Source organism: Citrobacter sp. HN-141, from assembly GCF_033341895.1.
Lineage (GTDB): Bacteria > Pseudomonadota > Gammaproteobacteria > Enterobacterales > Enterobacteriaceae > Citrobacter.
This window is the reverse complement of the sequence record NZ_JAWPBF010000014.1, coordinates 69147-81981: the sequence shown is the minus strand read 5'-3', so window position 1 is coordinate 81981 and position 12835 is coordinate 69147. Positions and strand designations below refer to the sequence as shown.

The following is a 12835-nucleotide window of genomic DNA, read 5'->3' as shown; positions in this document are numbered from 1 at the left end:
TTACAGGCGATGACGGTAGTCGCTGGGAGTACGATCAAACTCGCGGCGGAACACGCGTGAGAACGTTTGTTGCGACACATAGCCGAGATCCATTGCGATATCGAAAATAGGTCGTTCGGTCGTCCGTAGTTCCACGGCGGCTAACAAAAGTCGGCGCTGGCGGATATAGTCACCCAACGTCTGACGCATCACCGTGCGGAACATCCTCTGCAAATACCACTTCGAGTAACCTGATTTTTTCGCCACCGCCTCAATGTTCAGCGGTTGATCGATATGTTCATCAATCCATTCAATAAGGGTCTGAATTATCTGCTGATGGGACATAGGGCTGCCTCTTTCTCAGTATTCGATTCGTCGTTTTGTCTGTGGGCGAGTATAATTCCTCAAGTTAACTTGAGGTAAAGCGATTTATGGAAAAGAAATTACCCCGGATAAAAGCGCTGCTCACGCCAGGTGAAGTCGCAAAACGTAGCGGTGTCGCGGTATCAACTCTGCACTTCTATGAAAGCAAAGGGTTAATCAGCAGCATGCGCAACAGCGGCAATCAGCGTCGATATAAACGTGATGTGTTGCGTTATGTCGCGATTATCAAGATTGCCCAGCGTATCGGTATACCGTTGGCGACGATTGGCGACGCGCTAGGGGTATTACCCGAAGGACATTCGCTCAGCGCCAAAGAGTGGAAACAGCTCTCGTCGCAATGGCGTGAAGAACTGGACCGGCGTATTCATACCCTGGTGGCGTTGCGTGATGAACTGGATGGATGCATTGGCTGCGGCTGTTTGTCGCGTAGTGATTGCCCGTTGCGTAACCCAGGCGACCAGCTTGGCGAGCAGGGGACCGGGGCGCGCCTGCTGGAAGATGATTGATGGGTTTGAAATATGTGACGGGTATAAAACTAAAGCGCCACAGAGGGCGCTTTAGTTTGGTTCCGGTCTTTGTCTTTCACTCTATCCCGCTGGTTCACGGGAGGGTTTCCCCCGACATCAACACCCCTCAGTCGAGCACATTAGGGGAGGTTCCGGCTTGTGTTGATAAGGTAAGTGTATGCCACCCCGGTCTATTTGCCAGTCAATTGACGGTTTTTTAGCCGAAAAATTTTCCGCATCTTCATCCATTTTTTTGCGCGAGTGAACGTGAAAGATTACCGCCGGGGTTGTAATAACTGCGCGAAATTTGTTGCCAGATTGCGCATTGACGATAACGTTTGCGCATCGACTGGCTATTTCTTGTGCGTTATAAGAAGAAATGAGTAAAAAGCGGCAAAGTTCAGTTGAAAACCGGTACATGATCGCTAGATAATCGTTTGCTTTTTTTTACCACCCGTTTTTTATGCGCGGAGCTAAACGTTTGCTTTTTTGCGACACCCCTACTGACGCAAACCTGGCACAGGGAGAAAACGTTAAGCAGGCAGTGGATTGTCCAGCACGCATAATGACGAAAAATAAACTCTCAGGGGATGTTTTCTATGTCTACGCCTTCAGCGCGTACCGGCGGTTCACTCGACGCCTGGTTTAAAATTTCGCACCGTGGCAGTACCGTTCGACAGGAAGTCGTTGCCGGATTAACGACGTTTCTGGCGATGGTCTACTCTGTTATCGTGGTTCCTGGCATGCTGGGTAAAGCCGGTTTCCCGCCAGCCGCTGTATTTGTGGCAACCTGCCTGGTAGCCGGTGTCGGCTCTATTGTGATGGGCCTGTGGGCAAACCTGCCGCTGGCGATTGGTTGCGCCATTTCGTTGACGGCGTTTACCGCATTCAGCCTGGTGCTGGGGCAGCATATTAGCGTGCCTGTTGCGCTGGGCGCGGTGTTCCTGATGGGTGTTCTGTTTACCATCATTTCCGCGACAGGTATTCGTAGCTGGATCCTGCGCAATCTGCCACAGGGCGTTGCGCATGGTACCGGTATTGGTATCGGCCTGTTCCTGCTGCTGATTGCGGCAAACGGTGTTGGTCTGGTCATTAAGAACCCGCTGGACGGCCTGCCGGTTGCGCTGGGTGATTTCGATACCTTCCCGGTCATTATGTCGCTGATTGGTCTGGCGGTGATTATTGGCCTCGAAAAACTGAAAGTACCGGGCGGCATCCTGCTGACCATTATTGGTATTTCCGTCGTTGGCCTGATTTTCGATCCCGCAGTGCATTTTTCCGGTATCTTCGCCATGCCTTCTCTGAGTGATGCTGAAGGTAACTCTCTGATTGGCAGCCTGGACATTATGGGGGCGCTGAACCCAGTCGTTCTGCCGAGCGTGCTGGCGCTGGTTATGACTGCGGTCTTTGATGCGACCGGAACCATCCGCGCAGTTGCGGGTCAGGCGAATCTGCTGGATAAAGACGGTCAGATTATCGATGGCGGCAAAGCGTTAACGACGGACTCCCTGAGCAGCGTGTTCTCTGGTCTGGTAGGGGCAGCTCCGGCGGCGGTTTACATTGAATCTGCAGCGGGTACCGCGGCAGGGGGGAAAACCGGTCTGACGGCGATCACCGTAGGTGTCCTGTTCCTGCTGATCCTGTTCCTTTCTCCGCTCTCTTACCTTGTTCCTGCTTACGCAACGGCGCCGGCGCTGATGTATGTTGGTCTGCTGATGCTGAGCAATGTGGCGAAAATCGATTTTACCGACTTCGTCGACGCGATGGCGGGCCTGATTACCGCCGTCTTTATCGTGCTGACCTGTAATATCGTTACCGGTATTATGATCGGTTTTGCCACTCTGGTTATTGGCCGTATTGTGTCCGGCGAATGGCGCAAACTGAATATCGGAACGGTGGTGATTGCCGTGGCGCTGGTTGCATTCTATGCAGGCGGTTGGGCTATTTAATCCCGATATGCTCTTGATCCTGAAAACGGGTGGCTTTTGCCGCCCGTTTTTATTTTCAGAACACACTCGTTGTCTTTTGCGTTACTCTCGAGTAGATAGAATTGAGGCACGACGCCTCTCATCACTAATCATAAGAAACATCGCAAACAGGGAACGCATGGAAATCTTTTTTACCATACTCATCATGACCCTTGTGGTCTCGTTGTCGGGGGTATTTACTCGCGTATTGCCCTTCCAACTCCCTTTACCCCTTATGCAGATCGCCATCGGCGCGTTGCTGGCGTGGCCGACGTTTGGTTTGCATGTGGAATTTGACCCTGAACTGTTTTTGGTTCTGTTCATCCCGCCGTTGCTGTTTGCCGATGGCTGGAAGACGCCAACGCGGGAGTTTCTGGAGCATGGACGAGAGATCTTCGGTCTGGCACTGGCGCTCGTACTGGTTACGGTGGTCGGCATTGGTTTTATGATTTATTGGCTGGTCCCGGGGATTCCGCTGATCCCCGCTTTTGCGCTGGCGGCAGTGCTGTCGCCTACCGATGCCGTTGCCCTTTCTGGCATTGTCGGTGAGGGGCGTATACCGAAGAAAATCATGGGTATCCTGCAGGGCGAAGCGTTGATGAACGATGCGTCTGGCCTGGTCTCGCTGAAATTTGCTGTGGCCGTGGCAATGGGGACGATGGTGTTTACCGTCGGCGGTGCGACGGTTGAGTTCTTCAAGGTCGCGATTGGCGGCATCCTGGCGGGTTTTGTCGTCAGCTGGTTGTATGGACGCTCCCTGCGCTTTCTTAGCCGCTGGGGCGGTGATGAGCCGGCAACGCAAATCGTTCTGCTGTTCCTGCTGCCGTTTGCTTCTTATCTGATTGCCGAACACATCGGTGTTTCCGGGATACTCGCGGCGGTCGCCGCCGGGATGACGATCACCCGTTCAGGCGTAATGCGTCGTGCGCCATTGGCAATGCGCTTACGTGCTAACAGCACCTGGGCAATGCTGGAGTTCGTCTTTAACGGCATGGTCTTCCTGCTGTTAGGGCTGCAATTACCGGGGATTCTGGAGTCTTCTCTGGTGGCGGCAGAAGCCGATCCGAACGTTGAAACCTGGATGCTGTTTACCGATATCGTGCTGATTTATGTGGCGCTGATGCTGGTGCGTTTTGGCTGGCTGTGGACGATGAAAAAATTCAGTCTGCGCTTCCTGAAGAAAAAGCCGATGGAGTTTGGCTCCTGGACAACGCGTGAAATCCTGATCGCCTCCTTTGCGGGGGTTCGCGGGGCGATTACGCTTGCCGGTGTGCTCTCCATCCCGCTGCTGTTGCCGGATGGTAGCGGCTTCCCGGCGCGCTACGAGTTAGTATTCCTTGCCGCGGGCGTGATCCTGTTCTCGCTGTTTGTCGGTGTGGTGATGCTACCGATTCTGCTGCAACACCTGGAAGTGGCGGATCACTCGCAGCAACTGAAAGAAGAGCGGATAGCCCGCGCTGCGACGGCGGAAGTTGCGATTGTCGCTATCCAGAAAATGGAAGAGCGTCTGGCGGCGGACAGCGAAGAGAATATTGATAATCAACTGCTGACCGAAGTGAGCTCTCGTGTAATCGGTAACCTGCGTCGTCGCGTTGATGGACGTAACGATGTGGAAAGCTCATTACAGGAAGAGAACCTCGAGCGACGTTTCCGCCTTGCGGCATTGCGTTCAGAACGAGCAGAGCTTTATCACCTGCGCGCCACGCGCGAAATCAGTAATGAAACGCTGCAAAAACTGCTGCACGATCTGGACTTGCTGGAAGCGTTGCTGATCGAAAATCAATAAACGGTTGTGCCTGATGCGCTACGCTTATCAGGCCTACAAGACCGGCCTACCGATGTACGCCGGATAAGGCGTTAAGCCGCATCCGGCACTTACGATTCTTGCGTTAGCCAAAACCCTTCGCAGCATGTCAGCCACGCCTGAGCACTGTGCGACAGATACACACCTTCGCGCCAAATCATGCCCAGTTGCCAGCGTAAATCGCTCTCCAGCGGGATCCAGCGCAGCGTCTGTTTGTCCAGCCGTTGGCAAATTGGCTCCGGTAAAATGGCGATACCGACCCCGGCTTGCACCATGGCCGCCAGAAAATCCCACTGCCCGCTACGTACCGCGATGCGGGGTTTTACATCGTGCTGGTTAAACAGTTCCAGTAACTGACGGCTCAAGGCGAAATCTTCGTTGTAGATAAGTAATGGGTGTTCCGCCAGCGCCTCGGGGGAAATGGATTCGCAGGTTGTCCACTGGCCCGAGCGCGGGACCAGCACGCAGAGCGGATGGCTGAAAAGCGGCAAAGTTGCCAGTCCACTCTCTTCCTCGACCGGAAGGGCCGTCATGGCGACATCCAAATCACCGCTCATGACTGCCTGCTGGACGGTTAAGCCACCAAACTCCGATATTTTAAGCTCAACGCCGGGATAACGCTGGCGAAACAGGCTGATGGGACCTGCCATCAACATACCGACCATTGGCGGGATACCAAGGCGCAATAACCCTTTGTTCAGATGGTTAATGTCGCTAAGTTCGGCTTCAAGCTGGCGAAACTCGGCCAAAATCGCCAGACCGCGCTCAAAAACAACCTGTCCGGTATCGGTCAGCAACAGCCGTCGTCCGTCGCGGATTAACAGCGTGCAGTTCAGCTCGTCTTCAAGGTTCTTCAACATTTTGCTGATGGTGGGCTGGGTGACGAAAAGCTTCTCCGCTGCGCGGGTAAAGCTCTGCTGACGCACCACCTCAACAAAATATCGCAGCGTTCTGATATCCATGATTATTCCTTAAGACTATGCCTGCAATGAGTTTAATTCATTTCAGTCCTCGACGGGGGCTCTCTATACTGGCGCTCTCTATTTTTTAAGGACATACCCTCATGGCTGTGGCGATAAGCCGCGTGACGCCTGCTGTCATTCACCGACTCCAGATACCTGTCCAGGTACTGTTGTACGCAGGTTTATTTGTATTTGCTCAATATCTTGTCTCCTGGCTGCATTTACCGCTTCCCGCCAATCTGGTTGGGATGGTGCTGATGTTGGCGCTGATTGTCTGTCGGATTATCCCGCTGAGCTGGATACGCGCCGGTGCCCGCTGGTTACTGGCTGAAATGCTGCTGTTTTTTGTTCCAGCGGTGGTGGCCGTCGTCAACTATACGCAACTGCTGTTGGTCGATGGCTGGCGTATTTTTGCCGTCATTGCGATAAGCACGCTGATGGTTCTCGGCGCAACCGCGTGGGTGGTGGATAAAGTGTATCGCTATGAAATGAGCAGGCTAAACCGTGAGTAATTTCCAGCTAAGCGTGCTGTGTCTGGTGATTACGCTGGGCATCTATTTTGCCAACAAGCGTCTGTATCGCCGTTTTCGTAAATTACCCCTGATGCCGTTAGTGCTCACCCCGGCTCTGCTGGTGCTGATGCTGGTCTTCGGCCATATCTCCTGGCAAAACTATATCGGTGAATCGCACTGGCTGCTGTGGCTATTAGGTCCCGCGACCATTGCCTTCGCTGTTCCGGTTTACGATAACCTCGCGGTGATTAAGCGTCACTGGATGTCGTTGACGGCGGGGGTGATCACGGCGACGCTGGTGGCTGTCACCAGTTCCGTGTGGCTGGCGCGTCTGTTTATGCTGCCTGATGAGATCCAACGTAGCCTGGCGGTACGTTCCGTCACCACGCCGTTTGCGCTGGCAGCGGCAGAACCCTTGGGTGGGCAGCCAGATCTGGTGGCGTTGTTTGTGGTGGTGACCGGTGTATTCGGTATGGCGGTCGGCGATGTGTTGTTTTTACGGCTTTCCATCCGTGAAGGTATGGCCAAAGGGGCAGGGTTTGGCGCAGCATCGCACGGTGCAGGTACGGCTCGCTCGTATGAGCTTGGTCAGCAGGAAGGCGTAGTGGCTAGCCTGGTGATGATGCTGTCCGGTGTGGTGATGGTGCTGGTTGCACCGCTGGTGGCGAGAGTGATGTTCTGAGGTTCGGCGATATCCTCCGGCCCGAAAGCCGGAGGATAAGTGAGATTAGTGCGCGCGACCTTGTTCTACGCCGTACCCGGTCTGGGAACGGATGAACTGCGCACGGAACTGCTCACGCTCGCGGTTGCCTTCTTCTGAGTTGTCGGTTGCAGAGAAGAACCAGATCCCGAGGAATGCTACGCTTATCGAGAACAGCGCCGGATACTCATACGGGAAAATGGCTTTTTCGTGACCGAGGATCTGGACCCAAATCGTTGGGCCAAGAACCATCAGCACCACTGCCGTCAGCAGGCCTAACCAACCACCCAGCATCGCGCCGCGCGTGGTCAGCCGTGACCAGTACATGGAGAGCAGAATGATGGGGAAGTTACAGCTGGCCGCGATAGCAAACGCCAGACCCACCATGAAGGCGATGTTCTGGTTCTCAAACAGCACGCCGAGCAGAATAGCGATCACACCTAACACCAGTACGGTGATCTTCGAGACTCGCAGCTCTTCACGTTCAGTTGCGCCTTTACGGAACACGTTGGCATACAGGTCGTGAGAAACCGCCGATGCACCCGCCAGCGTCAGGCCGGCAACCACCGCCAGAATGGTGGCAAATGCCACGGCGGAGATAAAGCCGAGGAACAGGTTACCGCCCACTGCATTTGCCAGGTGCACCGCCGCCATGTTGTTACCACCGATCAACGCACCTGCAGCGTCTTTGTACGCCGGATTAGCCCCTACCAGCATGATGGCACCAAAGCCGATGATAAAGGTCAGGATATAGAAATAACCCATAAAACCGGTCGCATAGAACACGCTCTTACGCGCTTCGCGGGCATCGCTGACCGTGAAGAAGCGCATCAGGATGTGCGGCAAGCCTGCCGTACCGAACATCAGACCGAGGCCTAACGACAGCGCGGAGATCGGATCTTTAACCAGCCCGCCCGGGCTCATAATGGCGGAGCCTTTCGGGTGTACCGCCATTGCTTCAGTGAACAGATTGTTGAAGCTGAAGCCGACGTGCTTCATCACCATAAAGGCCATAAAGCTGGCGCCGAACAGCAGCAGAACCGCTTTGATGATTTGCACCCAGGTGGTCGCCAACATGCCGCCGAACAGCACGTACATCATCATCAGTACGCCAACCAGCACCACGGCAATGTGATAGTTCAGACCAAACAGCAGTTCAATCAGCTTGCCTGCGCCGACCATCTGGGCGATCAGATACAGTGCGACCACCACCAGTGAACCACAGGCCGACAGAATACGGATTGGCCCTTGCTTCAGACGATAAGACGCAACGTCTGCAAAGGTGTAACGACCCAGGTTACGCAGACGCTCAGCAATCAGGAACAGGATAATTGGCCAGCCAACCAGGAAGCCGAGTGAATAGATCAGCCCGTCATAACCCGAGGTAAACACCAGCGCGGAAATCCCGAGGAACGAGGCCGCTGACATATAGTCGCCCGCAATCGCTAACCCGTTCTGGAAGCCGGTAATGTTGCCGCCTGCGGTGTAATAGTCATTACGCGAACGCACACGTTTAGACGCCCAGTAGGTAATACCGAGCGTAAAGATGACGAAAATCAGGAACATGATAATCGCCTGCCAGTTGGTTGGCTGGCGCTGGACTGCACCGCTAATAGCATCCGCCGCATTTGCGGCGAAGGGCAGCGTGGCGGCAAGCGCCGTCAGGACTCTCTTCATGATGCTTTAACCTCGTGCAGAACCGCATTGTTCAGGCGATCGAATTCACCGTTTGCCCGCCAGATGTAGATCCCGGTCAGGATGAAGGAGATGAGGATCACACCGACCCCAATCGGAATACCGCGGGTGACGCTGGTTCCCGCGTGTAGCGGAGTACCCAGCCAGCCCGGCGCAAAGGCAATCAATAAAATAAAGCTGATATAAACTGCCAGCATGATGATGGAAAGAATGGTGGCAAACCGTTGCCGTTTTTCAACTAACTCCCTGAAACGCGCACTGTCTTCTATCCGCTGATAAATATTGTCATTCATCACAGAGCTCTCCAGAGGTCCCCTTCGTCTTTCGCGCAGCAGGCATGACCTGGCTGCTGTCGCAGTCCTGCAACGCGAAATCCTTTGGGGGAGGTTTTTTTATATTTCCCTCCCTGTGAAGAGAGGGTAGGGTCAGATTTGTAGGCCGGATAAGACGCTTTCGCGTCGCCATCCGGCATTTTCAGGACTTTGTTATGATGGCATCGCGATGGCCTGCTTCTCTTCGAGCAGTTTCTCTACGACGCCAGGATCGGCGAGGGTCGAGGTATCGCCCAGATTGCTGGTATCGCCCGCCGCGATTTTACGCAGAATGCGGCGCATGATTTTGCCGGAGCGGGTTTTCGGCAGTGAGTCGGTCCAGTGCAGCACGTCTGGCGTTGCCAGCGGGCCAATTTCTTTACGCACCCAGTTGCGAACCTCGGCGTACAGCTCAGGTGACGGTTCTTCGCCGTGATTCAGCGTGACGTAGGCGTAGATCGCCTGACCTTTAATGTTATGCGGGATACCGACCACTGCGGCTTCAGCAATCTTCGGATGCGATACCAGCGCTGATTCGATTTCAGCCGTTCCCAGACGGTGGCCGGAGACGTTCAGCACATCGTCCACACGACCGGTGATCCAGTAGTAGCCATCTTCGTCACGGCGTGCGCCATCGCCGCTGAAGTACATATTCTTGAAGGTAGAGAAGTAGGTTTGCTCAAAGCGTTCGTGATCGCCAAACAGTGTTCTCGCCTGACCCGGCCAGGAGTCGGTGATCACCAGGTTGCCTTCGGTCGCGCCTTCCAGCGGATTACCTTCGTTATCGACAATCGCAGGTTGTACGCCAAAGAACGGACGGGTTGCAGAACCGGCTTTCAGCTCGGTAGCGCCCGGCAGTGGGGTGATCATGAATCCCCCGGTTTCGGTCTGCCACCAGGTATCGACGACCGGGCATTTTTCGTTGCCGATCTTCTTCCAGTACCACTCCCACGCTTCCGGGTTGATCGGCTCGCCAACGGAACCCAGGATACGCAGCGACGAACGGTCAGTACCTTCAATCGCTTTGTCGCCTTCTGCCATCAGTGCGCGAATGGCGGTCGGTGCGGTATACAGAATATTGACCTGGTGCTTGTCCACAACCTGCGACATACGCGCCGGGGTAGGCCAGTTTGGCACGCCTTCGAACATCAGCGTGGTTGCGCCGCAGGCCAGCGGACCGTACAGCAGGTAGCTGTGTCCGGTTACCCAACCCACGTCAGCGGTACACCAATAGATATCGCCCTGATGGTAATCAAACACATACTTAAAGGTCGTTGCCGCGTAGACCAGATACCCGCCGGTAGTATGCAGCACGCCTTTTGGCTTACCGGTTGAACCAGAGGTATACAGGATAAACAGCGGATCTTCCGCATTCATTTCTGCCGGCTGATGTTCCGGGCTGGCCTTCTCGATAAGATCGGACCACCACAGGTCACGGCCTTCCTGCCACTCCGTTTTACCTCCGGTACGTTTGAGGACGACCACATGTTCAACGGTTTTCACGTTTGGATTTTTCAGCGCATCATCCACGTTCTTTTTCAGTGGGATAGCGCGCCCGGCGCGTACGCCTTCGTCGGCGGTGATCACCAGACGTGAATTGGAGTCGATAATACGTCCGGCGACGGCTTCCGGTGAGAAACCACCGAAGATGACAGAATGCACTGCCCCAATGCGGGCACAGGCCAGCATGGCAACCGCAGCCTCTGGCACCATCGGCATATAAATGGCCACTACGTCACCTTTTTTAATGCCTAAATCCAGTAGCGTATTGGCGAAACGGCAGACATCGCGATGCAACTCGCGATAGGTAATGTTTTTGCTTTGGGTAGCGTCATCGCCTTCCCAGATGATGGCGGTACGATCGCCATTTGCCTGCAGGTGACGGTCGAGGCAGTTTGCGGCCAGGTTCAGGGTGCCGTCTTCGTACCATTTAATAGACACGTTGCCTGGTGCGAAGGAGGTGTTCTTCACCTGGCTGTACGGCGTGATCCAATCAAGAATCTTTCCCTGCTCGCCCCAAAATGTGTCGGGTTCGTTAACGGATTGCTGGTATTTCTCTGCGTACTGCTCCGGATTTATCAGGCAACGATCCGCAATGTTTGCGGGAATAGCGTGTTTATGTATTTGGCTCATGGCTTTTGTTCTCCTTGTAGGATGTTAATAATATGTCTCATAAACGTTAAATGTAGGGGCTTTGCGAGTTTTGTTTAGTATTTGCGCGGCAGATCACGCAATAAACGAATTGTGCAAATTAGCGACAAACTGAATTTTGAAGGGAACTAGCAAAAATTGATTAAATCTCGCGATAACATGCAGTTATCTAAAGGATTGTTGAAAAGGTGATCTGTCTCTGAATTAGACCAAAGAGTGAGAGATTAGACGGGCGTTATAACTCTAAAGTGGTATTTTACATACACTTACAATTGATTAAAAACAACATTTCTTGTGGGGTTTCTTGTTACAAATAGGGTGGAGCAATGTCATGACAGTATTGTGTGGTTGCTGTTATGGAAAACAATAAAAGAACCGCCATTGCAGATAATGGCGTCATCTGGATGAGACCCCTATGGCAAGGACAAAATCACGCGTACGCCGTTTCTTCAGCCTGATATTACCGTTTTTATTTATTACTGCCGTTCACGCTGAGCAAACCTCTGTACCCGCAAAGACCGTCACCGTTGAAGCGAAGAATGAAACCTTCGCCCCTCAGCATCCCGATCAATACCTCTCCTGGAAAGCCACGTCTGAGCAGTCAGCCCGTGAAGATGCGCTGGCAGAAGACCCTCGTCTGGTGATCCTGTGGGCGGGATACCCATTCTCGCGCGATTACAACAAACCGCGTGGACACGCGTATGCGGTTACCGATGTGCGTGAAACGTTACGTACCGGTGCGCCAAAAACGGCTGAAGATGGTCCGTTGCCGATGGCCTGCTGGAGCTGTAAAAGCCCGGATGTGGCGCGTCTGATCCAGAAAGACGGTGAAGATGGATACTTCCACGGTAAATGGGCGCGTGGCGGCCCGGAAATTGTGAACAACCTCGGCTGTGCTGACTGCCATAACACGGCATCAGCAGATTTCGCGAAAGGGAAACCGGAACTGACGCTGTCGCGTCCTTATGCCGAGCGTGCGATGGAAACCATCGGCAAACCGTTTGAAAAAGCCAGCCGCTTTGATCAGCAATCCATGGTCTGCGGTCAGTGCCACGTGGAGTACTACTTCGACGGTAAGAACAAAGCCGTTAAGTTCCCATGGGATGACGGTATGAAAGTCGAGAACATGGAGAAATACTACGACAACATAGCGTTCTCTGACTGGACCAACTCTCTGTCTAAAACCCCAATGCTGAAAGCGCAGCACCCGGAGTATGAAACCTGGAGCGCAGGTATTCACGGCAAAAACAACGTGACCTGTATCGACTGCCACATGCCGAAAGTGCAGAACGCAGAAGGCAAGATCTACACCGACCATAAGATTGGTAACCCGTTCGACAACTTCCCACAGACTTGCGCCAACTGCCACACCCAGGACAAAGCGTCTCTGCAAAAAGTGGTTGCTGAGCGTAAACAAGCGATTCATGACCTGAGAATCAAAGTTGAAGATCAGCTGGTACATGCGCACTTCGAAGCGAAGGCTGCGTGGGATGCGGGTGCGACGGAAGCGGAAATGAAGCCGATTCTGGAAGACATTCGCCACGCACAATGGCGCTGGGATCTGTCGATTGCTTCTCACGGTATCCATATGCACGCGCCGGAAGAAGGCCTGCGGATGCTGGGTAGCGCGATGGATAAAGCCGCTGATGCGCGTACCAAACTGGTCCGTCTGCTGGCGACCAAAGGCATCACGCATGAAATCCCGCTGCCGGATATCTCTACCAAAGAGAAAGCCCAGCAGGCGATTGGTCTGAACATGCAGCAAATCAACGCTGAGAAGCAGGACTTCATCAAAACGGTGATTCCACAGTGGGAAGATCAGGCGCGTAAAAACGGTCTGTTAAGCCAATAACCCCATTTCGCC

11 protein-coding genes are annotated in these 12835 nt (G+C 53.8%); 6 read left to right on the top strand and 5 right to left on the bottom strand.

The window, feature by feature from the left end; translation table 11 throughout:
- Nucleotides 1-324, bottom strand: coding sequence for a superoxide response transcriptional regulator SoxS (gene soxS, locus RYZ59_RS17295; RefSeq protein ID WP_005132611.1), 324 nt, complete (start codon nucleotides 322-324; stop codon nucleotides 1-3).
- 86 nt (nucleotides 325-410) lie between these two features.
- On the opposite strand from soxS, the gene soxR reads away from it, so the two are divergent.
- The 3 genes from soxR to RYZ59_RS17280 all read left to right on the top strand — a co-directional run bounded on the left by soxR (nucleotide 411) and on the right by RYZ59_RS17280 (nucleotide 4622).
- Nucleotides 411-869, top strand: coding sequence for a redox-sensitive transcriptional activator SoxR (soxR, locus tag RYZ59_RS17290; RefSeq protein ID WP_003826630.1), 459 nt, complete (start codon nucleotides 411-413; stop codon nucleotides 867-869).
- Between the two features lie 599 nt (nucleotides 870-1468).
- Nucleotides 1469-2818, top strand: coding sequence for a guanine/hypoxanthine transporter GhxP (gene ghxP / locus RYZ59_RS17285; RefSeq protein WP_137381172.1), 1350 nt, complete (start codon nucleotides 1469-1471; stop codon nucleotides 2816-2818).
- Nucleotides 2819-2975: 157 nt separating this feature from the next.
- A complete protein-coding gene (locus RYZ59_RS17280) occupies nucleotides 2976-4622 on the top strand; it encodes a Na+/H+ antiporter (RefSeq protein ID WP_040229801.1) in 1647 nt (548 codons plus the stop codon).
- Between the two features lie 89 nt (nucleotides 4623-4711).
- On the opposite strand, the gene RYZ59_RS17275 is transcribed toward RYZ59_RS17280, so the two are convergent.
- Entirely contained in the window at nucleotides 4712-5602 is an 891-nt protein-coding gene (locus RYZ59_RS17275; protein ID WP_005132605.1) for a LysR family transcriptional regulator, read from the bottom strand.
- Nucleotides 5603-5703: 101 nt separating this feature from the next.
- Between RYZ59_RS17275 and RYZ59_RS17270 the strand changes: the two genes are divergently transcribed.
- Both RYZ59_RS17270 and RYZ59_RS17265 read left to right on the top strand, forming a co-directional pair.
- Nucleotides 5704-6114: a CidA/LrgA family protein gene (locus RYZ59_RS17270; RefSeq protein WP_271440966.1), complete on the top strand. Its 411-nt coding sequence runs from the start codon at nucleotides 5704-5706 to the stop codon at nucleotides 6112-6114.
- Entirely contained in the window at nucleotides 6107-6796 is a 690-nt protein-coding gene (locus RYZ59_RS17265) for an LrgB family protein (protein WP_137381170.1), read from the top strand. The genes RYZ59_RS17270 and RYZ59_RS17265 overlap by 8 nt, the downstream gene beginning before the upstream one ends.
- Nucleotides 6797-6841: 45 nt before the next feature.
- Here RYZ59_RS17265 and actP read toward each other — a convergent pair whose 3' ends face one another.
- From actP to acs, 3 genes are all read right to left on the bottom strand, one after another.
- Entirely contained in the window at nucleotides 6842-8491 is a 1650-nt protein-coding gene (actP, locus tag RYZ59_RS17260; protein WP_191227905.1) for a cation/acetate symporter ActP, read from the bottom strand.
- Nucleotides 8488-8802 (bottom strand): DUF485 domain-containing protein, encoded by a 315-nt coding sequence (locus RYZ59_RS17255; RefSeq protein ID WP_006688274.1) that lies wholly within the window; start codon nucleotides 8800-8802, stop codon nucleotides 8488-8490. The genes actP and RYZ59_RS17255 overlap by 4 nt, the downstream gene beginning before the upstream one ends.
- A gap of 192 nt (nucleotides 8803-8994) precedes the next feature.
- Nucleotides 8995-10953, bottom strand: a complete 1959-nt coding sequence (gene acs, locus RYZ59_RS17250) for an acetate--CoA ligase (protein WP_318049721.1) — start codon at nucleotides 10951-10953, stop codon at nucleotides 8995-8997.
- 433 nt (nucleotides 10954-11386) lie between these two features.
- On the opposite strand from acs, the gene nrfA reads away from it, so the two are divergent.
- Nucleotides 11387-12823, top strand: coding sequence for an ammonia-forming nitrite reductase cytochrome c552 subunit (gene nrfA, locus RYZ59_RS17245; protein WP_318049719.1), 1437 nt, complete (start codon nucleotides 11387-11389; stop codon nucleotides 12821-12823).
- Nucleotides 12824-12835 lie beyond the last annotated feature (12 nt).

Excerpts from the sequence above, each read along its gene's own strand:
- soxS (WP_005132611.1), bottom strand. The coding sequence starts at position 324 with ATGTCCCATCAGCAGATAATTCAGACCCTTATTGAATGGATTGATGAA.
- soxR (WP_003826630.1), top strand. The coding sequence starts at position 411 with ATGGAAAAGAAATTACCCCGGATAAAAGCGCTGCTCACGCCAGGTGAA.
- ghxP (WP_137381172.1), top strand. The coding sequence starts at position 1,469 with ATGTCTACGCCTTCAGCGCGTACCGGCGGTTCACTCGACGCCTGGTTT.
- RYZ59_RS17280 (WP_040229801.1), top strand. The coding sequence starts at position 2,976 with ATGGAAATCTTTTTTACCATACTCATCATGACCCTTGTGGTCTCGTTG.
- RYZ59_RS17275 (WP_005132605.1), bottom strand. The coding sequence starts at position 5,602 with ATGGATATCAGAACGCTGCGATATTTTGTTGAGGTGGTGCGTCAGCAG.
- RYZ59_RS17270 (WP_271440966.1), top strand. The coding sequence starts at position 5,704 with ATGGCTGTGGCGATAAGCCGCGTGACGCCTGCTGTCATTCACCGACTC.
- actP (WP_191227905.1), bottom strand. The coding sequence starts at position 8,491 with ATGAAGAGAGTCCTGACGGCGCTTGCCGCCACGCTGCCCTTCGCCGCA.
- RYZ59_RS17255 (WP_006688274.1), bottom strand. The coding sequence starts at position 8,802 with ATGAATGACAATATTTATCAGCGGATAGAAGACAGTGCGCGTTTCAGG.
- acs (WP_318049721.1), bottom strand. The coding sequence starts at position 10,953 with ATGAGCCAAATACATAAACACGCTATTCCCGCAAACATTGCGGATCGT.
- nrfA (WP_318049719.1), top strand. The coding sequence starts at position 11,387 with ATGGCAAGGACAAAATCACGCGTACGCCGTTTCTTCAGCCTGATATTA.